Below are 21,310 nucleotides of genomic sequence, written 5' to 3' on the forward strand. Positions count from 1 at the left end.
TCACAATGAAAACTGCACGGAGTAGGAACTATCACCCGCAATCGACTCTCCCGCGTCTCCTTCACGGGTGATCTCATCCCAGGTGACGGTAATGGTATACCTGGAAGTTGCAGCATCGTGCTGTATTGTGCCCACGCCACCGGGCAACAATGCCATATCACTTCCCACGCCCTGGATCTGACGTGTCCATTCGACTAGATCCACCTGCGCCTGCCCAGCAGGGGTGCAACCAGTATCTTCAGATGCGCAGCCAGGGAGAGTCGTTGTCGCTCCATCCGTACTGAAGTCCGCATAATCTGACGCCCTCTCCTTGTTGGCGCGCATCCGATCAGCCATATCGTAGGCAAGAATGCTCGCTTGTGTCCGGAGATAGGCTCCCTGATTGTTCCGCATGCCTTCGAGAATCAGTCCCGCGAGACCGAGCAAACCGATTGCAAGAATAAACACGGTTACCAGAATCTCGATCAGCGTAAATCCGCGCTGATTGCTAGCGCGGTTTCCTATGCGAAAAACCGGGTGTTTGTAAATGTGCACTTTACTCATGTGTTGGCTCACCATCAGGGACAGGCAATGTCATTGCCTTCGTGATCGTTCAGAATGCCATTGGCATCAGTATCCCGTGCCAAATGGGTCTGCCCCGAAAAATTGACGGAGACCGCACGGGCTTCAGAAGCTCCGCGATCATCACAAATGATAAAAGTCCCTGCGACGTCATCAGTAGCGGAGGCTCTGGGAAACCCTCTGCTATCAAATTGCACATGGCCACCCCCGTCACTGGTCATATCCCGAATTCTCAGGGTATTGCCGCCGGCAAGAGGACCGCTGACCTTAAGTAATTGATCTGTTCCACCGAACGCCGCATTCATATCGTCATCACGAAATACGATCAATCCAGTCTCCCAGGCGGAGTTCCCGCTACATGTGGCACTATCAGTGGAAGCACAAATAGTGACAACTCCCTCACGGAGCTTGGAAGCCTCACTTCGGGCATAGTTAACTAGACTGGTCATTTCATTTGTTTGCGCAGTGAGACGGTTATTCAGGACCATCTCACGAAACGAGGGAATCGCGTACGTCGCGATGATCGCGAGAATCGTGATAGTGATCAGGAGTTCTAGGAGGGTAAAACCTGTATTGCGCCGGATTCCAGACATAAACTATCCCTACTGCTACGTAGGGACAGATTATTTGGTAACTGGACAGCAAGCCAGTGTGATTCGATGAGCGGCAGCGGTCAGAGGATAAACGGCAGAAACAATAAATTAGATGTGACGATCATCACATCAGCAAGTCGAGGTCACTCGACCTCGACCGCATCAATCCGAAGCTCTCTGGGCATGGAGAAAACAATATTCTCCTCCCGCCCGGCAACTTCCTGAGGCTCTGCCCCACCCAGTTCCTTCAGGCGGGCAATTACCTCGTTCACCAGCACTTCCGGGGCGGAGGCTCCGGCGGTCACACCAATATCGGTCTTGCCTTCCAGCCATTTCGGGTCGATCTGGGAGGCTTCGTCGATCAGGTACGCCGGGGTACCCATACGCTCGGCCAGCTCGCGCAGGCGGTTGGAATTGGAGCTGTTGGGGGAGCCCACCACCAGCATCAGGTCGCAGTCGCCGGCCAGCTGTTTGACGGCGTCCTGACGGTTCTGGGTGGCGTAGCAGATGTCGTCCTTGCGGGGGCCCTGGATCTCGGGGAATTGCGCGCGCAGGGCGTCGATCACCCGGGCGGTGTCGTCCATGGAGAGGGTGGTCTGGGTGACATAAGAGAGGCGGGACGGGTCTTTCACCTCCAGCTTCGCCACGTCTTCCTCGTTTTCCACCAGGTAGATCTCACCGCCGTTGCTGTGATCATACTGGCCCATGGTGCCTTCCACTTCCGGATGGCCGTGGTGGCCGATCAGGATGCACTCGCGGCCATCACGGCTATAGCGCATGACTTCCAGGTGCACCTTGGTGACCAGCGGGCAGGTGGCGTCGAATACCTTGAGGCCGCGGCGGGCGGCTTCGTTCTGAACGGCCTGGGAGACGCCGTGGGCGCTGAAGATCACCAGGGTGTCGTCGGGCACCTCGTCCAACTCGTCCACGAAAACCGCGCCGCGGTTGCGGAGATTGTCCACCACGAACTTGTTGTGGACCACTTCGTGGCGAACGTAGATCGGCGCGCCGAACACATCCAGCGCCCGGTTGACGATTTCGATGGCGCGGTCGACGCCGGCGCAGAAGCCACGGGGGTTAGCGAGTCGGATGTGCATAATCAGTGCGTCTGTCCAGCCGGTTCCACATCGAGGATTTCAACTTCGAATTCCAGTGTACGCCCTGCCAGCGGATGGTTGAAGTCCACTTCCACTTCATCCCCTTCCACCCGGCTGATGACACCCGGCAGCTCCTGCTGGCGCGCATCGGCGAAGGACACTACCACTCCCGGCTCCAGCACCATGTCGGCACTGAATTCGTGGCGCTTGAAGGTCTGCAGGTTGTTGGGGTTGTGCTGGCCGAAGCCCTTTTCCGGGGAGACCTCGAAGGTCTGGCGATCACCGGCTTTCATGCCCATCATCAGCGCCTCGAAGTTCTCCGGCAGGTTCTCGTCACCGATCTCGAGTGTCGCGGGCTCTTTCTCAAAAGTGGAATCCACCACATCGCCGTCCTTGATCTTGAGGGCGAAGTGAAGTTTTACACGGGTTCCCTTGTCTACGGGCAAATCTTTCATGAGTGTCGTTCACTCCTTTTCGGCATCCCCGCCGTCGGCGGGTTTGCGGAATATGTCGAGGATCATCATGCCGGCGCCGATGGTGATGGCAGTGTCGGCCAGGTTGAATGCGGGGAAGTGCCAGTCCTGCCAGTAGAAGTGCAGGAAGTCCACCACATAGCCGTGCACCACCCGGTCATAGACATTACCGAGGGCGCCACCGAGGATGAGTACGATGGCGATCGCGGTCCAGGTTTCATGGGCCTGCAATTTACGCAGCCAGCTCACCAGCACCACACTGACCACCAGGGCCAGGGCCACGAAGAACCAGCGCTGCCAACCATCAGCCTGGGCCAGGAAGCTGAACGCTGCGCCAGTATTGTGCAGCAGCGTCAGGTTGAACATGGGCATCACCGGCACCGGGTCACCGTAGGTGAGCATGGCGCTGGCCATGGCCTTGGTGCCCAGGTCAATGACAATGACCAGTGCCGCCAGCCACAGCCATTTCAGTTTCGAGCCCATGGCCTTATCCGTCATGGCAGCTTCCATCAGGCGAAGGATCGGCTTTCGCCGGGGCCTTCCACGTTGCTGACGCAGCGGCCGCACAGGTCGTCGTACTTGGCGTTACGGCCCACGTCTTCGCGGTGGTGCCAGCAGCGCTCGCACTTGGCATGGGTCGCCGGCGTGACTTTCACCAGCAGGCCCTCATGGCCGGTCTGCTCCGCACTTTCGGCCTCAGCCACCGGCTTGACCGTCGCCTCAGAGGTGATGAGTACAAAGCGCAGCTCCTCTCCCAGGTGCTTCAGGTGCTCGGCCAGTTCACCTTCACAGTACAGGGTTACTTCGGCACTCAGGGAGCCCTTGATCTCGCCGCGGCCACGGGCCTCTTCCAGGCACTTGTTGACCGCCTCTTTCACGCTGTAGATCTCGCGCCAGTAGTCGCGGCCCAGCTCGAAGTCTTCCGGGAGCTCGGCCAGGCCTTCGTACCAGGTTTCGTAGAATACGGTGTCGCCCCGCTCGCCCGGCAGGTGCTGCCAGATCTCGTCGGCGGTGAAGCTCAGGATCGGCGCGATCCAGCGCACCAGGGCCTCGGCCACGTGGTAGAGTGCGGTCTGACAGGAGCGCCGTGCCAGGCTGTCGGCCTGGGTGGTGTACTGGCGGTCCTTGATAATGTCCAGGTAGAAGCCGCCCAGGGTCGCCTCGCAGAAGTTGTAAACCTTCTGGTAGATGCGCAGGAAGGCGTAGTTGCCGTAGTCCTCGTCCAGCTCCTTCTGCAACTGCAGGGCCTTGTCCACCATCCAGCGATCCAGGGCGATCATGTCCTCCGGCGCCACCATGTGCTGAGCCGGATCGAAGCCGTTCAAGTTACTCAGCAGGAAGCGCGCGGTGTTGCGGATACGGCGGTAGCCATCGGCAGTCTGGCGCAGGATGTCCTTGGAGACAGTCATCTCGCCACTGTAATCGGTGGCAGCCACCCACAGGCGCAGGATATCCGCACCCAGCTCGTTCATGACCTCCTGGGGAGCAATCACGTTGCCCAGAGACTTTGACATCTTGCGGCCCTTGCCATCGACCGTGAAGCCGTGGGTGAGTACCTGCTTATAGGGCGCCACGCCGTTCATGGCGATGGAAGTTTTCAAAGATGACTGGAACCAGCCACGGTGCTGGTCGGAGCCTTCCAGGTACATGTCCGCCGGGAACTGACCCAGCTCCTCGCGCACGCGCAGTACCGAGTCGTGGGTCACGCCGGAATCGAACCAGACATCCAGGGTATCGAGCACCTTCTCATACTGGTCGGCGTCGCTACCCAGCAGCTCGTTCTGGTCGAGCTCGTACCAGGCATCGATGCCACCGGTCTCAACGGCCTGGGCGACCTTCTCGATCAGGCTCTGGGTATCCGGATGCAGTTCCTGGGTCTCCTTGTGGATGAACAGGGTGATCGGCACACCCCAGGTGCGCTGACGGGAAATACACCAGTCCGGGCTCTGCTCGAACATCGCCTCAATGCGGTTCTGGCCCCAGGCCGGCACCCAGCGCACGCCCTTGATCGCTTCCAGGGCGTCGGCACGCAGGTTGTGCTTGTCCATGCTGATGAACCACTGGGGCGTGGCCCGGTAAATCAGCGGGGTCTTGGTCCGCCAGCAGTGCGGGTAGCTGTGGCTGAACTTCTCGGAACGGACCAGCTTGCCTTCCCGCTCCAGGGCAGCGCAGACGGGATCGTCTGCCTTGTAGACGTGCACACCGGCAAATTCACCAGCGGCTTCGGTGTAGGTGCCATCGGCCTTCACCAGATTCAGGGTGCCAATGCCGTATTCCTTGCCCACCTCGAAGTCTTCCATACCGTGATCCGGGGCGGTATGTACCGCACCGGTACCGGCATCGGTGGAGACGTGATCGCCCAGGATCACCGGCACCTGCTTGTCGTAGATCGGGTGGTGCAGCTCCAGCTTTTCCAGGGCGGAACCGGCAACGGTCGCCAGCACCTGGTAATCTTCCACACCCCACCGGGCCATGATGCCTTCGACCATCTCGGTAGCCAGGATCAGCCGCTCCGGCCCCTGGCCAACATCCACCTGCACCAGGGCATACTCGAGGTCCGCACCCAGGGAGACCGCCTGGTTGGCCGGAATGGTCCAAGGGGTGGTGGTCCAGATCACCACGGAAACGTCACCCTCACCCTTGTCGGTGCCGAACAGGTCCAGCGCCCGGGCGGGATCCACCGCAGTGAAACGCACATCAATCTGCGTCGAGGTCTTGTCCTGGTACTCAACCTCCGCCTCTGCCAGTGCGGACTGACCGACCACACTCCAGTAGACGGGTTTGTAACCACGCACCAGGTGACCCTTGGCCACGATCTTGCCCAAGGCACGGACAATGCCGGCTTCCACCTTGGGATCCATGGTCAGGTAGGGTTTGTCCCACTCCCCCATCACGCCCAGGCGGATGAAGTCGGCCTTCTGGCCCTCGATCTGCTTGGTGGCGTAATCCCGGCATGCCTGACGGAAGGTCTTGTAATCCACCTTGACGCCGGCCTTGCCGATTTCCTGCTCCACCTTGTGCTCGATGGGCAGACCGTGGCAGTCCCAGCCCGGCACGTAAGGCGCGTCATAGCCCTTGAAGCTGTGAGACTTGACGATCATGTCCTTGAGAATCTTGTTGACCGCATGACCGATGTGAATGCTGCCGTTGGCGTAGGGAGGGCCGTCGTGCAGGATGAACTTGTCCCGGCCTTCACGATGCTTGCGCAGGTTGCCGTAGACATCGAGATCCTGCCAGCGCTTGAGCATGTCCGGCTCGCGCTTGGCCAGGTTACCGCGCATGGGGAAGGCGGTTTCCGGCAGATTCAGGGTATGCTTGTAGTCGCTCATGGTCTCTGTGCGTACTCTTCTGGTCAGTGTTGGTCAGTAAACTTTTGGGGTTCGCGCCCGTGCTTTCAATGCGTGCTGCGAGCCGAACCGTGGGCCCGGAGCCAGGCCCGGGCGTTGTCCATGTCCCGCGCAATCTGGTCTTTCAGGGCCTCGACGGAATCAAACTTTTCTTCGTCCCGCAGGCCATGGCGGAAAACGACTTCCAGATGCTGGCCATAAAGTGTGCCAGCAAAGTCAAACAGGTGCACTTCCAGTGATGGCCGTTTGCCGTCGACCGTTGGCCGGACGCCGATGTTGGCCACGCCATCGTAAACGCTGCCATCGTCGAGCCTCCCGCTGACGACGTACACACCGCGCAAGGCGGGCATTCTATGCAGGAGGATGTTGGCAGTGGGCGCACCGATCTGCCGACCCAGTTGGCGCCCGTAGACCACCCGGCCCCGGATGCGATAGGGGTGCCCCAGCAGCACTTCCGCCTTCTCCAGACCGTTGAAGGTGAGCTGATCCCGGACACCTGTGCTGCTTACCCGTTCTCCCTGCAGGGTCACCGTGCGGGTGTTCTCGACGGTGAATCCCGCGTCCTGCCCGACTTTCTTCAACAACTCGAAGTCGCCGGCGCGATCGCAGCCAAAACGGAAGTCGTCTCCGACCACCAGGTGGCGAACCCCGAGGCCTTCGATCAGAACATCCTCGATGAAGCCCATGGCCGAATAACTGCGAAAGGCCTGGTTGAACCGCAGGCACAGGACGATATCGATACCTTCGGCCAACAAGGCTTCGAACTTCTGGCGAAACCCCATCAAACGCGGAGGTGCCTCATCGCCCTGGAAAAACTCCCGGGGCTGAGGCTCGAACACCATCACCAATGAAGGCACACCCAGCTCCCGGGCCTTGCTCCGGACCTGATCGATAATGGTCTTGTGGCCGAGGTGAACACCGTCAAAGTTACCAATGGTTGCCACGCACCCCTGCGCCAGTGGCGAATCCGCCCGGCGCGAGAGCAGCTTCAGGTTGGTCAGGCCTCGAATCAGACGCATGCAATGCGAACCTTCAGTTGCCAGCTGGCTTTCAATGCCCCCGCGACGCAGGAGCACTGGTGAGAAAACGCGCGATTATACCTTACCTCTGGCGGAAATGTCTTACCCGGACACCCGCCACCGCCAGCGCGACGAAATACACCCCGACGCCGGAACCCACAAGAATGGCCATGTCCCGCGCCCGAACCAGGCCTCCGGCAGCGAGCCAGTCTGCCACCGGCGCCTTGAGCCAGAGGATGACAGCCGCCAGCGCGGCGTTGGCGAACAGCAGACGCGCCAGGAACACCGGCCAGCCCGGCTGGCTCTGCCAGGCCCCTTCCTTGCGCAGGCCACGCCAGAGCAGGAATCCGTTGAGCCAGGCGGACAACGAGGTCGCCAAGGCGAGCCCGGCGTGGGCCAGGGGCACGATCAGCGCCAGGTTGAAGACCATGTTGGCCACCATGGCGATCACCCCGATCTTCACCGGTGTGGCGGTGTCTTCCCGGGCGAAGAACCCGGGCGCCAGCACTTTGATCAGCATGAACGCCAGCAGGCCCGCTGAATAGGCCCGCAGGCTCTGGGCCGACATGGTGACATCCCGGTCGGTCACTTCGCCGTAATGGAACAGGGTGGCGATCAGGGGTTCGGCCAGAAGCGCCAGCGCCAACGCTGCGGGTAAACCGATCAGAAGGACTGCCCGTACTGCCCAATCCAGGGTAGCTGCAAACTGGTCCGCGGAGGCGGCGGCGTGCTTGCGCGACAGACTCGGCAGGATGACGGTAGCAATGGCGATACCGAAAACTCCAAGGGGCAGCTCGGACAACCGATCCGAGTAATAAAGCCAGGAGACGCTGCCGGTCTGCAGGAAAGAAGCCAGCACGGTATCGAGCAACAGATTGATCTGGCTGACGGAGACACCGAACAGAGCCGGAGCCATCAGTTTGAGAATGCGGCGTACCCCCTCGTGCCGGTAATCCACTTTCGGGCGAGGCATCAACCCTAGCTGCATCAGGAACGGCAACTGGAAGAACAGCTGCAGGGCACCGGCGATGAATACGCCCCAGGCCAGCGCCATGACCGGCTCGGACATCACCGGCGACAGCCAGATTGCCGCGCCGATCATCGCCAGGTTCAGGAGAACGGGCGTGAAGGCTGGCACCGCGAAGCGGTCGTAGCTGTTGAGGATGCCCCCCGCAAAGGCCGTCAACGAAATAAGCAGCAGATAAGGGAAGGTGATGCGAAGCATGTCGCTGGTCAGCGCAAACTTCACATCGTCGTCAAAGAAGCCGGGAGCAAATATCGCCGTCAGCACCGGCGAACCGAGCATGGCCACCAGAGTGACGCCCAGCAGCACCAGACCCAGGGAGCCGGCCACGGCATTCACCAGCCGTTTGACTTCGGATATATCCTGATTCTCCCGGTACGATGAAAGCACCGGCACAAATGCCTGGGAGAAAGCCCCTTCAGCAAAGAGACGCCGCAGGAAATTGGGAATCTTGAACGCAACGAAAAAGGCATCCGCGCCGGCGCCCGCACCGAAGTAACGGGCAATCACCATATCCCGGACCAGGCCCAGCACCCGGGACAGCATGGTCATCACCCCGACCACACCGGAGGAACGGAGCAACCCGGGGGCGGTGGACTCAGGAGTTTTGGGGGCAGAGGAATCCGGTTCCGACGACATTCTGGCTCTGATCAGCTAAAGGGCCCATTTATACCGGAAACTACGCACACAGGCGGAACGCCTGTACAGCTCCGGGCAGCGAGCGGCGAGTTTAGCACAGGGCCGCGGGAACAGCGCATGAAATGGGTTTTAGTCTTGACATTCGCGGCGTTCAGCGGCATAGTTCCGCGTCATTTATTTCGACGCGCTGGTTGTTGGCGCGCCTGCGATGTACGAATTCATCATGAATTCACTCGAGTTCATTCAGTAACGAATTTCAGATTTTCAGGAGTTTTACGGTGGCAAATTCCCCGCAAGCCAAAAAGCGCGCTCGTCAGAACGAGAAGAACCGCAAGCACAACGCCAGCCTGCGTTCCATGGCGCGTACCTACATGAAGAAGGTCCAGTCCAAGATCGAAGCCGGCAACTATGAAGAAGCCCAGGCCGCTTTCCAGCAGGCACAGCCTGTTATGGACAGCATGGTCAACAAAGGCATCTTCGCCAAGAGCAAGGTAGCCCGTCATAAGGCCCGCCTGAACGCCAAGATCAAGGCCCTGAAGAGCGCGTAAGCGTTTTCCGGAGCTGAAAAAACCGGCTTTCGAGCCGGTTTTTTTGTGCCTGAATCAAAGCCAACAATTGCGAAAATCAGATAACGACCAGGTTATCCCGGTGGATCATCTCCTCATCGGAGATGTAGCCAAGCACTTCGGTGATCCGCTGACTGGGGCGGCCGGCAATGGCGCGCGCCTCGTCGGCATCGTAATTCACCAGCCCCCGGGCAATTTCCCGCCCGCTTTCATCGACGCAAGACACCATCTCGCCGCGCCGGAACTGGCCACTCACACTCTTCACACCGACCGGCAGAAGGCTGCGCCCCCCCAGGCACAGCACCCGCACGGCACCCTCATCCAGGGTCAGCTTGCCGCGGGTCTGAAGGTGCCCGGCAATCCACTGCTTGCGCGCGGCCACCCTGCCCTGCTCCGGTAACAGCAAGGTACCAATCACATCACCCTGACGCAGACGGGTCATCACGCCTTCGATCCGACCGCCCACAATGACAGTGAAAGCTCCGGAACGGGCCGCCAGCCGCGCCGCCCGGAGCTTGGTCTGCATGCCACCACGGCCGAGAGCACCAGCACCACCACCGGCCATGGCATCCAGCTCGTGATCACTGGCCTTGCGCTCGGCAACCAGGCTGGCGTCCGCGTGTTTGCGGGGGTCCTTGTCAAACAGACCGAGCTGGTCGGTGAGAATGATCAGCCCATCCGCCTCAATCAGGTTTGCCACCAGGGCACCGAGAGTGTCGTTGTCGCCAAAACGGATTTCGTCAGTCACCACGGTGTCGTTCTCGTTGACGATGGGAATGACACCGACATCCAGCAGTGCCCGGAGCGTGCTGCGGCCGTTCAGGTAACGTTTGCGGTCAGAGAGATCGTCGTGGGTCAGCAATATTTGCGCGGTATGGATATCATGCCGTTTGAACTGGGCTTCCCAGGACTGCACCAGTCCCATTTGCCCCACCGCGGCGGCAGCCTGCAGTTCGTGCAGCTGGTCCGGGCGTTTTACCCAGCCCAGCCGACTCATGCCTACCGCCACCGCACCGGAAGAGACAATGACCACCTCCACGCCGTCGGCAATCAGACCGGCAATCTGGTCCACCCAGAGCTCCAGGGCCACCTCATCGAGCCCCTTGCCGTCATTGGTCAGCAGGGCACTTCCGATCTTGATGACCAGGCGGCGGGCCTGGCGCAACTGGGCACGTTCACTCATGATGCGTAGATCAGTCTCTTGATGGTGTTGTCGGTTTATTCCGGTGCATACACGATTTCAACGTCGTAATCGTCGTCGTCAAAATCGTCATCATCATCTTCATCCTGCCTGGCGGCACGCCGCGCGTTGCGATCTGCCTCGATCTTGGCCCGAGCCTCCTCATCCATCCGCTGACGGCGAGCAGCCTCTTCTTCGGCGAACTCCGGGTTCTCGGCCTCTTCCTGGGCCTGATCCTCGATCCAGCGCATTACCGCCTGAACCAGGGGCTTGGTGCCCTCACCAGTGATCGCTGAGATCCGGAAAACGGGACCATTCCAGCCAAGCTCGTCAATGATGGCCTGGCAATGGGTGTCACGATCCTCTTCCGCGATCATGTCCACCTTGTTCAGCACCAGCCAGCGCGGGCGATTGGCCAGGGTTTCACTGAACTTTTCCAATTCGTGGGCGATGGCCCGGACCGCATCGGCTGGCGATGAACCGTCATACGGGGCCACATCCACCAGGTGCAGCAACAGGCGGGTTCGCACGAGGTGCTTCAGGAAGCGGATGCCCAACCCGGCACCTTCTGCCGCCCCTTCGATCAGTCCCGGAATATCCGCGATGACGAAGCTCTGATGGGCTTGAACACTGACCACGCCCAGATTCGGCACCAGCGTGGTAAACGGATAATCCGCCACCTTGGGCCTGGCCGCCGAGACCGAGCGGATGAACGTGGACTTGCCGGCATTGGGCATACCGAGCAACCCGACATCGGCCAGCACCTTGAGCTCCAGGCGCAGGTTACGAGCCTCACCTTCCGAACCCTTGGTGGTCTGACGCGGAGCGCGGTTGACCGAGGACTTGAACCGGGTATTGCCGAGGCCGTGAAAGCCGCCCTGGGCCACTTTCAGTCGCTGACCTTCACAGGTCAGGTCACCCAGAACTTCATGGGTATCCATGTCCACAACCGTGGTGCCTACCGGCACCGGCAGCACCATATCCTCACCCTTGGTGCCGGTGCAGTTGCGACCAGCCCCTGGCTCGCCGTTCTGGGCCTTGTATTTACGCTGGAAACGGTAATCGATCAGAGTGTTCAGTGATCCGTCCGCCTCCAGATAGACGGAGCCACCGTCCCCGCCGTCACCGCCGTCGGGGCCACCCTTGGGAACGTATTTCTCGCGCCGGAAACTCAGGCAACCGTGCCCGCCCTTGCCGGCCTCCACAATGATGGTGGCTTCATCTACAAATTTCATGATCAACCCTTTGCGCGTTGCGCATAAACTAAAAAGCCCCGCAGCCTCAAGGAAGCTTTGCGGGGCTCCGGATGGCTCTGACTTCTGACTATATCAGGAAATCAGGACCACCCAAGGTTCTGCAGAACCGGATCGCCGCTGCTTACGCAGCCGGAACGATGCTCACGAACTTACGACTCTGCGGGCCTTTGGTTTCGAACTTCACCTGGCCGTCTGCTTTCGCAAACAGGGTGTGGTCCTTGCCAATGCCTACGTTGGAACCAGCGTGGAAACGGGTGCCACGCTGACGAACGATGATGCTGCCTGCAGATACGGTCTGACCGCCGAAGCGCTTCACACCAAGTCGTTTCGACTCGGAATCGCGACCGTTACGGGTACTACCTGCTGCCTTTTTATGAGCCATTACCAGCCTCCTTCTCTAGGGGGTAATTCGAGGGCTTAGCCCTGGATACCCGTGATCTTGACTTCAGTAAACCACTGACGGTGGCCCTGACGCTTCATGTGATGCTTACGACGACGGAACTTGATGATCTGAACCTTGTCGTGACGGCCGTGGCTGACCACTTCAGCGGTAACCTTGGCGCCGTCTACTACCGGAGCGCCAACTTTCACGTTGTCGCCGTCGGCTACCAGCAGAACACGATCGAAATCGACGGTGCCACCGGTTTCAACTTCCAGCTTTTCCAGCTTCAGGGTTTCGCCTTCCTTTACACGGTGCTGCTTACCACCGCTAACAATAACTGCGTACATTCACTAGTCTCCGCGATTGACCCATCCCTGCTCTTATCCACCTGGTTCTAAGGGAAGCGCTCTGGCAACCCTATAGCAGGGAGCGCAGGTTGGGATGAGTTGGGCGCGTGATTGTACGGGAAGATATGAACGGAGGCAAGTTGAACATGGGGTCAGATGAAGGCTTTCATCAGACCCCTGAGTCTGGCGCAGGGTTGGGTTGAAAGTGGGGGTCAGAAGAAAGCTTTCTTCTGACCCCGTCTTAACGTTGACACCATACCCGCCAATACCTAGCATTGCGGCGACCTGCCCGAAATATCAACAGAAACACCAGCAAGGGACCCTCAAGCCCCATGACAGCCCAGCGTATCTACGACACCGTGGCGGATGACTTCAGCCGCGTCAATGACCTGATCATCCAGCGGCTTGCCTCGGACGTCCCACTGGTGGAGAAAATCGCCCAATACATCATAGAAAGCGGCGGCAAACGGCTCAGACCCCTGCTGGTGCTGCTTTCCAGCCGCGCCCTGGGCTATGGGGAGGATGATCACCTCAAGCTCGCCGCCGTGATCGAATTCCTGCACACCGCCACCCTGCTCCACGATGACGTGGTGGACACCTCCGACCTGCGCCGGGGCCGCAGCACTGCTAACGCCAAGTGGGGCAATGCACCAAGCGTGCTGGTCGGCGATTTCCTCTATGCCCGCGCGTTCGAGATGATGGTGGAGCTGAAAAGCCTGGCGATCATGGATGTACTGTCCCACGCCACAGCAGTGATTGCCGAGGGCGAGGTGATGCAGCTGATGAATGTGAAGAATCCGGATCTTACCGAAGACCAGTACATGAAGGTCATTCACAACAAGACCGCCATGCTGTTCGAGGCTGCCTCCCACACCGGCGCATTGCTGGCTGGCGCGGAAGAACCCCGGGAGAAGGCGCTCCGGGATTACGGCAAACACCTGGGTCTGGCCTTCCAGCTGGTGGACGATGTGCTCGATTATCAAGGCGATGCGGAAGCCATGGGCAAGAACGTAGGCGACGACCTCGCAGAGGGCAAGACCACCCTGCCGCTGATTTATGCCATGGCCAATGGCAGTGATGAGGAGCGGCAGCTGATTCGTCAGGCGATCCGTAAGGGTGGGCTGGACGATCTGCCCGCCATCCTTCAGATCGTCCGGGATTCCGGTGCAATTGAGTACACGATGGCGAAAGCGCGGGAGCAGGCGGAGTTGGCCAGGGCTTGTCTGGATGGCCTGGAGGAGACCGGGCACCGGGAGGCGCTGGAGCTGCTTACCGAGGTTGCTGTTGCTCGGGTGAATTGATCTGAAAAAGGGGTTGGTGAACATGGGGTCAGATGAAAGCTTTCATCTGGCCCCGTCTTAGGCCTCACTCTCCGAACTTATCTCGCCCGTGAGGCGCGTCAAAGTCCAGCTCCGGCCCCACCGGAACGATCTGTGTCGGATTGATGGTCCGCTGACTCACGTAGTAGTGGCGCTTGATCTGTCCGATATCCACCGTCTCCGCCACGCCCGGAACCTGGTACAGGTCCCTGAGGTAGCCGGACAGGTTCGGAAATTCCCGGATCTGCTGGCGATTGCACTTGAAGTGGCTGTAGTACACCGCATCGAACCGGATCAGGGTGGTGAACAGGCGCCAGTCGGCTTCGGTCAACTGCCCCCCGACCAGATAACGCTGCCGCGACAATCGCTCCTCCAACCAATCGAGGGACTCGAACAAGGCGCGGTAAGCCTGTTCATATTTATCCTGAGCGGTGGCGAAACCGGCCTTGTATACGCCATTGTTGACGGTGTGATAAACCCGCTCGTTCACTTCATGAATTTCCGGGCGCAGCGCCTCCGGGTAGAAGTCCAGGTCGGCATTCACCCCTTCCAGGTCGTTGAAGGCCGAGTTGAACATCCGGATGATTTCGGCGGACTCGTTGCTGGCGATGGTTTCCCGCTCTTTGTCCCATAACGTGGGCACGGTCACCCGGCCTGTATAATCCGGCGCGGCCCTGGTATAGACCTCATGCATGAACCGGAAATTATGCAGGTGATCCTGGTGCTGTTTATCGCCGGGCCGGAACTCCCAGCCATTCTCCACCATATCCGGGTGGACCACCGAAACCGAGACATGCTTTTCCAGCCCCTTGAGCTTGCGGAAGATCAGCGTCCGATGCGCCCAGGGGCAGGCCATGGACACGTACAGATGGTACCGGCCACTCTCGGCCTTGAAACCACCCTCGCCACTCGGACCGGGCGATCCGTCTGCCGTCACCCAGTTCCGGAACCGGGCCGCCTCACGCTCGAATTTTCCCCCGGTCTTGTCGGTGTCGTACCACTTGTCCTGCCATTTGCCGTCAACCAGAAGACCCATCGTCAACTCCTTCACAATAATTTGTAAGGAAGAATAAAGCCCCGCCTGCTACCCTCTCAAACAAGCATTTCTGGCCAACAACCTCAGATATTTCGAACATGCATACAGCCATCACCATAGACGCCCTGAAAGTCCTTGATGCCATTGACCGCAAGGGCAGTTTTGCCGGTGCCGCGGCGGAACTGTTCCGGGTACCGTCGGCGATCAGCTATACGGTCCAGAAACTGGAAGAGGACCTGGACGTCGATATCTACGACCGCAGCGGTCACCGGGCCATTCTGACCCCGGCCGGTCGTTACCTGCTCGAGGAAGGCCGTTCCCTGCTGGAAGCGGCCGAGAACCTCGCCCACACCACCAAGCAGGTTGCCCAGGGCTGGGAAACCCGGCTGAAGATCGGCTTCAATTCGTTGCTGCCCGCGCAGTGCCTGTTTTCGGCTATCCGGGACTTCCATGCCCTGAACGTTCCCGTTGACGTCCAGGTGGTCGAGGAGGTCTTTGCCGGTGCCTGGGACGCACTGCAGAGCCGCCGGGTGGACCTGGTGGTAGGCGCCGATCACTTCAGCAAACCGTCAGGCAACTTCACCACCACGAATCTTGGCGCGATGGAGTTTGTGTTTGCCGTGGCTGCCACCCACCCTTTGGCAGGTGCCACAGAACCACTGTCGGAGGAGGATATCTCCGACTACCCCGCCGCTGTTGCTGCCGATACGTCCAGATCCTTGCCTCCCGGCCATGCCGGTATATTCCACCGCCAACGCACGCTGACGGTGGCCAACATCGACCAGAAGATCGCCATTCAGGAATCGGGGCTCGGGGTCGGTTGGCTGCCCAAGGCCCGTATCCGCAGCCAGCTTGAGACCGGCACGCTGGTCGAAAAGGCGGTTCACGAACCGCGCCAGCCGATCATGCTGCACCTTGCCCGCCATGCCGAGGATCAAGGCAAGGCGCTGATGTGGTTTTGGGACCGACTGCAGGATGACGCCGACATTCAATCCTGGCTCAGGGACTGAGACGGATCATTACAACTGCCTGTCGGGCTGCGGGGGTGGGAGTCTAAGAAGGGGTCAGAAGAAGGTTTTCTTCAGACCCCGGGGATGGCCGCGAGGATGGGAGTGAACATGGGTCAGAAGAAGGCTTTCTTCAGACCCCGGAAGTGGCAGCGAAAAGGGGAACGACGGACACCTCAGTCAACCGGATTGATCAGCCATTCGTTTATACTGGGGGAAAACACGCCGAAGGGAGTCCCATGATGCGGCAGCTGTCGGAACTTGATGCCTCGTTCCTTTACCTCGAATCGGAAACTGCACCCATGCACATTGGCGGGATTTACCTGTTCGATGCCAGTAACCGGAACGAGCCGCTCCCGTACAGCACCTTTGTTGCCTATCTGCGCAGCCGCCTGCATGTGGTTCCTGTCTTCCGCCAGCGCCTGAAAGAGATTCCGCTTCGGCTCGGTCGCCCCTACTGGATTGACGATCCCGACTTCAGCATCGAGCGCCACCTGGCCTATGTGAACCTGGCGGAGCATAGTCATCAGTCTGATTTGATGGCGCTGGCTTCGAAGATATTGGAGGAGCCGCTGAAGCGGGATCGGCCGCTTTGGCATATTACTTTTGTGGATGGTTTTACCCTTGGTGATGAAAGAGGGGGCAGGGATGAAAATGGGGTCAGAAGAACAAGTTCTTCAGACCCCGACTTGGGGGGCGAGCAGCAAGGCTCGGGCGGAAACAGGGGTTTTGCCCTGATCGTCAAATTGCACCACGCCGCCATTGACGCCTTCAGCGGCGAGGAGATCATCGGCAAGCTGCTGGAATACACGCCGGAACCCCGGCCGATCACACCGCCGCGGCCGTGGCAGCCGTGCCCGGAGCCCTCGGAGGAGCGGGTCATGCTTCAGGCCGGGGCAAACCTGCTACGCACACCGCTGCAGGTTACCTCCCTGGCAATGACCGCCGCCGAAGCCACCGCCCGCGGTGTCATCCACAAGCAGTTACGCAAGCTGCCTTTACCCCTGCCCCTGTTTTCGGCACCCCACAGCCCTTTCAATCGCCAGATCACCGCCAACCGGCAGATTGTGGCCACCACGGTTGAGCTCTCCAGACTGAAGGCCGTCAAGGCGACCCTCGGGGACGTCACTCTCAATGATGTGGTGCTGGGACTGTGCGCCGAGACGCTGCGCCGGTACCTGGTCACCCAGAAGGCCGATACCGATCGTTCACTGGTGGCCATGACGCCGATTTCGGTTCGCTCCAGCAGTCTGCGCCGGGCCACGGGCAACCAGATGTCCGCCATGCTATTGGATCTGGCGACCAACGAGCCGGATCCCGCCAAACGCATCCGCCAGATCCACTGGAACGCGGTCGCCTCCGAGCCCTACCGGGAGGCAATCGCAGCCGACCGGCTCACGGAGCTGCTCCCTTCGACCATGCTTGCCCTGTCGGCCCGGCTATACTCGGAATTGCAGATTGCCCAGCGCTATCAACCGGTCTTCAACCTGCCGATCACCAATGTGCCCGGGCCCCAGGTGCCGCTTTACCTGCAGGGGGCACGGCTGGTACGCCAGTACAACACGGCGCCGCTGTTCGACAGTATGGGGCTGGTCATCGTGGCGGTGAGTTACCAGGGCAAGCTGACCCTCAACTTCACCCTCTGCCCGGACGTGGTGGCAGACGGGATGTCACTGCCGGACCTGGTCGAGGAGAGCCTCGCGAGTATCGAGTCAAATGCCCCGAATGTGGAGCCGGCGGAAAGCGGGGATGCGCCCCGGGAGGTGGCAGGTCAGAGCCTGACGGATGAAGCTCTGACCATTCTGGAGGGCGCGTTACGCAAGACCCTGAAGCGATTCCGGGCCTGACAGAATCCTGCGCGTGGGCTGCTTACTCGAACGCCCAGCGCAGGAAAGCGCGCTTCTCTTCCTCACTGGCAGTGGCCCAGACCGACTTGAGCTGCTCCAGGGCTGTTCCGGTGGCAGCAGCGCCGGCACCCTCGGGGCCTGAGGCCGGAATTGGCGTGCGGGCCGCCACACTCTGCCGGGGATCCCAGTCACTGGAGGAGGCTACTTCCTGACCAGTCTCGCTCAAAATCACAGCCGAGAAAGTCTCGATCATCTGCTCCGCCTCGGCACGGCTCGAGGGCTTTTCAAACTCAAAACGATAGACCGCGCCTGGATTAGCATCAAAACGGACAACCTGCGGCTCGCTTTCGATGACGTGGACCTTTGATTCACCGTTCTCGACCACGCCGGATTTTGCCCAGATGGTCTTATAAGTAAAGACAACCTCGTTCTGGCCCGGCAGCAGCGCAAAATCCAGAGCCAGGTCATCCATCATGAAGTTGGTGACCGACCGGCCATTCACTCTGCTGACCTGGATTTCCCCCGGAGCCTTGAGGGTGGCGGCATCAGAGGCGTTCGCGGGCTCCCCTTCCCAGGTTTCCACTCGACTGATGCTAGAGGCACATCCGGCCAGAGCAAGCACAAGCATGCCGGCCAGCAAAGTCTTGCACACGGCAGTTACACGGCTGATTATCATGAAATCTCCTTGATATCACTGGAAAAGGAAGGGGGTTGAGGTCCGCACTCGATGCCCTGCATTCTGCCCCTCCACCATTGCAAGCGCAAGACAACTGCAAGGGTCGTGACCGGGGCGTCGAAATCCACTTTTGGGACCGGCACCGTAAAAATGTAAAAAAATGTTGAATTTGATCCGGATTGGATTAATTTTAAACCATCGGCTGAATCCATACGGCGCCCGAAAAAATAGAACCAGAAACGGGCTCAGGAGACATCAATGGACACTCAATGCAGGTCCGGAGAAGAAGGGCCCGTGCCCTTTCGCAGCAGTCGTTTCTTCTGCGTCGGGAGCAAGTGGTACTTCACCACCCGGGAAGGATTTGACAGCGGCCCCTTCAGTTCGCGAGAGAGAGCTGAAATCGGTCTGAAGCGTTTTCTGCACGTCGTCCGGATGCTTCCGGAAGAGCAGAGGCTGCACTGACCCGCGTCCGGCTTTTGTCCGTCAGATAATGATCGGCATCAGCCAGCGGTCAATGGCATAGAGGCAGCCGAGGGCCATAAAGCCGGCGACCACATCATCCACCATGATGCCCAGACCACCTGGCAGTCGTTCGTCCAGCCAGCCAATGGGCCACGGCTTGACGACGTCGAACAGGCGGAACAGGGCGAAGGCCATGAGTACGCCGTAGATCTGGTCCGGAAACAGGCCCAGGGCGATCCACATGCCGACAAACTCATCCCAGACAATGCCGCCATGGTCGTGGACCTTCAGGTCCTGGGCGGTTTTTCCGCACAGCCATATTCCCACCAGGAACGCCAGCGCAACCAGGGCCCAGTAGGCACCCGCGGGAAGCCAGGCAAAACCGTACCAGAACGGGATGGCAGCCAGGCTGCCCCAGGTTCCGGGAGCCCGGGCCGCAGCGCCGCTGCCGAACCCGAACGCCAGCAGATGCACCGGATTCTTGAGGAAGCCCGGCGGCAGGAGCGCCTGCGTCAGTTCCGGTTCTCCGAGATCCTGCTCACGAGTCATGAAATACTCCCGAAATGATCGAAGCCCTGCGGGCCCGGATTCGCAAGTGCACCACCTTCAAAGCGGATTCCCTCTTCGCCGTCGATACGCCCGATCACCGTCAAATGGTTCTTTATTTCCGCGGACAACCTGTCCCAGAGCACTTCGCTGATGGTAATACACAGTTCGTAATCATCGCCGGAGGACAGTGCCAGATGTGGAGCGCGGTCACCGGCACAACGCTGCAATGGCATGGATAACGGCAGCAGTTCCGGGTTGAGGGTGGCGCCCACACCAGAGCGCTCAAGGATGTGGCCGAGATCGGCGATGAGGCCATCGGAGATATCAATGCAGGCGGATGCGAACCCCCGCAGGGCCTGCCCCAACTCTAACCTGGGCAGGGGGTGGTGATAACGATCCAGCAACGCACGCTCATCGTTGCCCGGTTCCTGCACGTCAAGGTAATCCAGGGCTGCGCCAGCGTCGCCCAGGGTTCCTGAAACCGCCACCAGGTCGCTGACCTTTGCGCCGGAACGCATCAGTCCCTGTCCTTTCGGAACCGTGCCGTGAACCTGTATGGAGATGGTCAGCGGGCCGCGGGTGGTGTCGCCACCAGCCAGGGCCAGCCCGAACCGGGAGGCCGCCTGCGCCAGGCCTCTGCCGAAACCTTCAAGCCAGTTTTCATCGGCCTCAGGCAGGGTCAGGGCCAGGGTGAAACAGACCGGGGTCGCGCCCATGGCTGCCAGATCGCTGGCGGCCGTGGCCAGCGCCCGCCAGGCAGTGTACTCCGGCCGGTATTGTCGCGGGAAGTGAACCCCTTCCACCTGGGTGTCCACCGAGAACACCAGGTCCTGATCCGTCGGAATGCGCTGGATTGCGCAGTCGTCTCCCAGAGCCAGCAACAGATCCGGATGGCCCTGCTGCTCAGCCACTGGCAGAAAATAACGACGGATCAGGTCAAATTCACCCATTGCTCAGCGGGGACGCGTCTCGGCCAGGCGGAGACGACGGCTGAGCTTGTCGAGGATGCTGTTGACGAACTTGTGGCCTTCGGTACCACCGAAGCGCTTGGCCAGCTCGATGCCCTCGTTGATCACAACCCGGTAGGGGACGTCCAACCGGTTCTTGAGCTCGTAGGCGCCCAGACGGACGATGGCCAATTCGATGGGATCTACCTCGTCCAGCGGGCGGTCCAGGAACGGTTCCAGCAAGCCGTCGAGCTCGCCCTGCTCCCGGTGTACGCCGCGTAGCAGGTCCCGGAAGTACAGCAGGTCCACCTTGCTCATGTCGTTGTCGACCATGAACTCGGCCTCGATGTCGGAGATCGAACTCTTGCTGAAGTGGCGCTGATACAGACCCTGCATTGCCAGCACCCGGGCACGGCGGCGATCGCCGGCCTTGGGCTGCCCGGAGGCGGGCTGCTGAGGGGTGGTGCCGTCAATTTCGCTCATTACTCACCCAGCTTTTTGAACAGGCTGACCATTTCCAGCGCGGTGATCGCCGCTTCAGCGCCCTTGTTGCCGGCCTTGGTGCCGGAGCGCTCGATGGCCTGCTCGATGGAATCCACGGTCAGAACACCGAAGGTCACCGGCACGTCCGTATCCAGGCTCACAGCGCCCAGACCGCTGGCAGCCTCACCGGCGACATACTCGAAATGCGGGGTACCACCGCGAATGACGGCGCCCAGGGCGATGATAGCATCATACTCGCTGGTCTCGGCCACGCGCTTGACCGCCAGCGGCATTTCATAGGCGCCCGGCACCCGGATAATGGCGATGTCGTCGTCGGAAATACCGTGCCGGCGCAGGGTATCTACCGCGCCCTCAACCAGACTCTCCACAACAAAACCGTTAAAACGACCCACGACCAGGGCGTAACGGCCGCTGCACTGGGTAAAATCACCTTCAATTACCTTGATATCTGCCATCGATGGCTCCTTCACTGGCCGTCC

23 protein-coding genes are annotated in these 21,310 nt (G+C 60.1%); 5 read left to right on the plus strand and 18 right to left on the minus strand.

The window, feature by feature from the left end; genetic code table 11:
- The 8 genes from pilV to murJ form a co-directional block, all read right to left on the minus strand.
- The gene (gene pilV / locus ACQUTG_RS16075; protein WP_428920380.1) at positions 1–543 is read right to left on the minus strand and encodes a type IV pilus modification protein PilV; all 543 of its coding nucleotides are present in this window, start codon (positions 541–543) and stop codon (positions 1–3) included.
- A gap of 14 nt (positions 544–557) precedes the next feature.
- Positions 558–1,154 carry a GspH/FimT family pseudopilin gene (locus ACQUTG_RS16080; protein WP_428920381.1) on the minus strand — a complete coding sequence of 199 codons (597 nt, stop codon included), beginning with the start codon at positions 1,152–1,154 and terminating at the stop codon, positions 558–560.
- A gap of 143 nt (positions 1,155–1,297) precedes the next feature.
- Complete coding sequence (ispH, locus tag ACQUTG_RS16085; protein WP_428920382.1) at positions 1,298–2,251, minus strand: 4-hydroxy-3-methylbut-2-enyl diphosphate reductase; 954 nt, start codon at positions 2,249–2,251, stop codon at positions 1,298–1,300.
- Between the two features lie 2 nt (positions 2,252–2,253).
- Entirely contained in the window at positions 2,254–2,706 is a 453-nt protein-coding gene (gene fkpB / locus ACQUTG_RS16090; RefSeq protein WP_428920383.1) for an FKBP-type peptidyl-prolyl cis-trans isomerase, read from the minus strand.
- 9 nt (positions 2,707–2,715) lie between these two features.
- Positions 2,716–3,234 (minus strand): signal peptidase II, encoded by a 519-nt coding sequence (gene lspA, locus ACQUTG_RS16095; protein ID WP_428920384.1) that lies wholly within the window; start codon positions 3,232–3,234, stop codon positions 2,716–2,718.
- Positions 3,234–6,053, minus strand: coding sequence for an isoleucine--tRNA ligase (ileS, locus tag ACQUTG_RS16100; protein ID WP_428920385.1), 2,820 nt, complete (start codon positions 6,051–6,053; stop codon positions 3,234–3,236). The genes lspA and ileS overlap by 1 nt, the downstream gene beginning before the upstream one ends.
- 65 nt (positions 6,054–6,118) lie before the next feature.
- Complete coding sequence (gene ribF / locus ACQUTG_RS16105) at positions 6,119–7,090, minus strand: bifunctional riboflavin kinase/FAD synthetase (RefSeq protein WP_428920386.1); 972 nt, start codon at positions 7,088–7,090, stop codon at positions 6,119–6,121.
- Positions 7,091–7,172: 82 nt separating this feature from the next.
- A complete protein-coding gene (murJ, locus tag ACQUTG_RS16110; RefSeq protein WP_428920387.1) occupies positions 7,173–8,753 on the minus strand; it encodes a murein biosynthesis integral membrane protein MurJ in 1,581 nt (526 codons plus the stop codon).
- A gap of 278 nt (positions 8,754–9,031) precedes the next feature.
- Here murJ and rpsT point away from each other — a divergent pair, with 278 nt between their 5' ends.
- Complete coding sequence (gene rpsT, locus ACQUTG_RS16115) at positions 9,032–9,301, plus strand: 30S ribosomal protein S20 (RefSeq protein ID WP_239038873.1); 270 nt, start codon at positions 9,032–9,034, stop codon at positions 9,299–9,301.
- A gap of 76 nt (positions 9,302–9,377) precedes the next feature.
- Here rpsT and proB read toward each other — a convergent pair whose 3' ends face one another.
- The 4 genes from proB to rplU form a co-directional block, all read right to left on the minus strand.
- Complete coding sequence (gene proB, locus ACQUTG_RS16120; protein ID WP_428920388.1) at positions 9,378–10,502, minus strand: glutamate 5-kinase; 1,125 nt, start codon at positions 10,500–10,502, stop codon at positions 9,378–9,380.
- Positions 10,503–10,537: 35 nt separating this feature from the next.
- Positions 10,538–11,734: an Obg family GTPase CgtA gene (gene cgtA / locus ACQUTG_RS16125; RefSeq protein ID WP_428920389.1), complete on the minus strand. Its 1,197-nt coding sequence runs from the start codon at positions 11,732–11,734 to the stop codon at positions 10,538–10,540.
- A 142-nt stretch (positions 11,735–11,876) separates the two neighbouring features.
- Positions 11,877–12,137, minus strand: coding sequence for a 50S ribosomal protein L27 (gene rpmA, locus ACQUTG_RS16130; protein WP_239038876.1), 261 nt, complete (start codon positions 12,135–12,137; stop codon positions 11,877–11,879).
- Between the two features lie 35 nt (positions 12,138–12,172).
- A complete protein-coding gene (gene rplU, locus ACQUTG_RS16135; protein ID WP_092005730.1) occupies positions 12,173–12,484 on the minus strand; it encodes a 50S ribosomal protein L21 in 312 nt (103 codons plus the stop codon).
- A 332-nt stretch (positions 12,485–12,816) separates the two neighbouring features.
- Between rplU and ispB the strand changes: the two genes are divergently transcribed.
- On the plus strand, positions 12,817–13,785 hold the full coding sequence (gene ispB, locus ACQUTG_RS16140; protein ID WP_428920390.1) for an octaprenyl diphosphate synthase: 969 nt from the start codon (positions 12,817–12,819) through the stop codon (positions 13,783–13,785).
- A 64-nt stretch (positions 13,786–13,849) separates the two neighbouring features.
- Here the strand turns inward: ispB and ACQUTG_RS16145 are convergent, their stop codons facing one another.
- On the minus strand, positions 13,850–14,839 hold the full coding sequence (locus tag ACQUTG_RS16145; protein ID WP_428920391.1) for a glutathione S-transferase family protein: 990 nt from the start codon (positions 14,837–14,839) through the stop codon (positions 13,850–13,852).
- Positions 14,840–14,937: 98 nt separating this feature from the next.
- Here ACQUTG_RS16145 and ACQUTG_RS16150 point away from each other — a divergent pair, with 98 nt between their 5' ends.
- Positions 14,938–15,849: a LysR substrate-binding domain-containing protein gene (locus ACQUTG_RS16150; RefSeq protein WP_428920392.1), complete on the plus strand. Its 912-nt coding sequence runs from the start codon at positions 14,938–14,940 to the stop codon at positions 15,847–15,849.
- A gap of 239 nt (positions 15,850–16,088) precedes the next feature.
- Positions 16,089–17,693, plus strand: coding sequence for a wax ester/triacylglycerol synthase family O-acyltransferase (locus ACQUTG_RS16155; RefSeq protein WP_428920393.1), 1,605 nt, complete (start codon positions 16,089–16,091; stop codon positions 17,691–17,693).
- A 22-nt stretch (positions 17,694–17,715) separates the two neighbouring features.
- Here ACQUTG_RS16155 and ACQUTG_RS16160 read toward each other — a convergent pair whose 3' ends face one another.
- On the minus strand, positions 17,716–18,369 hold the full coding sequence (locus ACQUTG_RS16160; protein WP_428920394.1) for a DUF2057 family protein: 654 nt from the start codon (positions 18,367–18,369) through the stop codon (positions 17,716–17,718).
- Between the two features lie 258 nt (positions 18,370–18,627).
- Here ACQUTG_RS16160 and ACQUTG_RS16165 point away from each other — a divergent pair, with 258 nt between their 5' ends.
- The gene (locus tag ACQUTG_RS16165) at positions 18,628–18,831 is read left to right on the plus strand and encodes a DUF6316 family protein (RefSeq protein ID WP_428920395.1); all 204 of its coding nucleotides are present in this window, start codon (positions 18,628–18,630) and stop codon (positions 18,829–18,831) included.
- 21 nt (positions 18,832–18,852) lie between these two features.
- On the opposite strand, the gene ACQUTG_RS16170 is transcribed toward ACQUTG_RS16165, so the two are convergent.
- Genes ACQUTG_RS16170 through ribH form a run of 4 tightly spaced genes read right to left on the minus strand, consistent with a single transcriptional unit; the run spans position 18,853 to position 21,286 of the window.
- A complete protein-coding gene (locus ACQUTG_RS16170; RefSeq protein WP_428920396.1) occupies positions 18,853–19,380 on the minus strand; it encodes a phosphatidylglycerophosphatase A family protein in 528 nt (175 codons plus the stop codon).
- Positions 19,377–20,330 carry a thiamine-phosphate kinase gene (gene thiL, locus ACQUTG_RS16175; protein ID WP_428920397.1) on the minus strand — a complete coding sequence of 318 codons (954 nt, stop codon included), beginning with the start codon at positions 20,328–20,330 and terminating at the stop codon, positions 19,377–19,379. The genes ACQUTG_RS16170 and thiL overlap by 4 nt, the downstream gene beginning before the upstream one ends.
- A gap of 3 nt (positions 20,331–20,333) precedes the next feature.
- Positions 20,334–20,810, minus strand: a complete 477-nt coding sequence (nusB, locus tag ACQUTG_RS16180; RefSeq protein ID WP_428920398.1) for a transcription antitermination factor NusB — start codon at positions 20,808–20,810, stop codon at positions 20,334–20,336.
- Entirely contained in the window at positions 20,810–21,286 is a 477-nt protein-coding gene (gene ribH, locus ACQUTG_RS16185) for a 6,7-dimethyl-8-ribityllumazine synthase (RefSeq protein WP_428920399.1), read from the minus strand. Before ribH ends, nusB begins: the two co-directional genes overlap by 1 nt.
- Positions 21,287–21,310 lie beyond the last annotated feature (24 nt).

This window comes from Marinobacter sp. DUT-1 (assembly GCF_050379415.1).
Classification (GTDB): domain Bacteria; phylum Pseudomonadota; class Gammaproteobacteria; order Pseudomonadales; family Oleiphilaceae; genus Marinobacter.

What these genes read in the sequence shown, in the direction of transcription:
- pilV (WP_428920380.1), bottom strand. Translation starts at nt 543, where the DNA reads ATGAGTAAAGTGCACATTTACAAACACCCGGTTTTTCGCATAGGAAAC.
- ACQUTG_RS16080 (WP_428920381.1), bottom strand. Translation starts at nt 1,154, where the DNA reads ATGTCTGGAATCCGGCGCAATACAGGTTTTACCCTCCTAGAACTCCTG.
- ispH (WP_428920382.1), bottom strand. Translation starts at nt 2,251, where the DNA reads ATGCACATCCGACTCGCTAACCCCCGTGGCTTCTGCGCCGGCGTCGAC.
- fkpB (WP_428920383.1), bottom strand. Translation starts at nt 2,706, where the DNA reads ATGAAAGATTTGCCCGTAGACAAGGGAACCCGTGTAAAACTTCACTTC.
- lspA (WP_428920384.1), bottom strand. Translation starts at nt 3,234, where the DNA reads ATGGAAGCTGCCATGACGGATAAGGCCATGGGCTCGAAACTGAAATGG.
- ileS (WP_428920385.1), bottom strand. Translation starts at nt 6,053, where the DNA reads ATGAGCGACTACAAGCATACCCTGAATCTGCCGGAAACCGCCTTCCCC.
- ribF (WP_428920386.1), bottom strand. Translation starts at nt 7,090, where the DNA reads ATGCGTCTGATTCGAGGCCTGACCAACCTGAAGCTGCTCTCGCGCCGG.
- murJ (WP_428920387.1), bottom strand. Translation starts at nt 8,753, where the DNA reads ATGTCGTCGGAACCGGATTCCTCTGCCCCCAAAACTCCTGAGTCCACC.
- proB (WP_428920388.1), bottom strand. Translation starts at nt 10,502, where the DNA reads ATGAGTGAACGTGCCCAGTTGCGCCAGGCCCGCCGCCTGGTCATCAAG.
- cgtA (WP_428920389.1), bottom strand. Translation starts at nt 11,734, where the DNA reads ATGAAATTTGTAGATGAAGCCACCATCATTGTGGAGGCCGGCAAGGGC.
- rpmA (WP_239038876.1), bottom strand. Translation starts at nt 12,137, where the DNA reads ATGGCTCATAAAAAGGCAGCAGGTAGTACCCGTAACGGTCGCGATTCC.
- rplU (WP_092005730.1), bottom strand. Translation starts at nt 12,484, where the DNA reads ATGTACGCAGTTATTGTTAGCGGTGGTAAGCAGCACCGTGTAAAGGAA.
- ispB (WP_428920390.1), top strand. Translation starts at nt 12,817, where the DNA reads ATGACAGCCCAGCGTATCTACGACACCGTGGCGGATGACTTCAGCCGC.
- ACQUTG_RS16145 (WP_428920391.1), bottom strand. Translation starts at nt 14,839, where the DNA reads ATGGGTCTTCTGGTTGACGGCAAATGGCAGGACAAGTGGTACGACACC.
- ACQUTG_RS16150 (WP_428920392.1), top strand. Translation starts at nt 14,938, where the DNA reads ATGCATACAGCCATCACCATAGACGCCCTGAAAGTCCTTGATGCCATT.
- ACQUTG_RS16155 (WP_428920393.1), top strand. Translation starts at nt 16,089, where the DNA reads ATGCGGCAGCTGTCGGAACTTGATGCCTCGTTCCTTTACCTCGAATCG.
- ACQUTG_RS16160 (WP_428920394.1), bottom strand. Translation starts at nt 18,369, where the DNA reads ATGATAATCAGCCGTGTAACTGCCGTGTGCAAGACTTTGCTGGCCGGC.
- ACQUTG_RS16165 (WP_428920395.1), top strand. Translation starts at nt 18,628, where the DNA reads ATGGACACTCAATGCAGGTCCGGAGAAGAAGGGCCCGTGCCCTTTCGC.
- ACQUTG_RS16170 (WP_428920396.1), bottom strand. Translation starts at nt 19,380, where the DNA reads ATGACTCGTGAGCAGGATCTCGGAGAACCGGAACTGACGCAGGCGCTC.
- thiL (WP_428920397.1), bottom strand. Translation starts at nt 20,330, where the DNA reads ATGGGTGAATTTGACCTGATCCGTCGTTATTTTCTGCCAGTGGCTGAG.
- nusB (WP_428920398.1), bottom strand. Translation starts at nt 20,810, where the DNA reads ATGAGCGAAATTGACGGCACCACCCCTCAGCAGCCCGCCTCCGGGCAG.
- ribH (WP_428920399.1), bottom strand. Translation starts at nt 21,286, where the DNA reads ATGGCAGATATCAAGGTAATTGAAGGTGATTTTACCCAGTGCAGCGGC.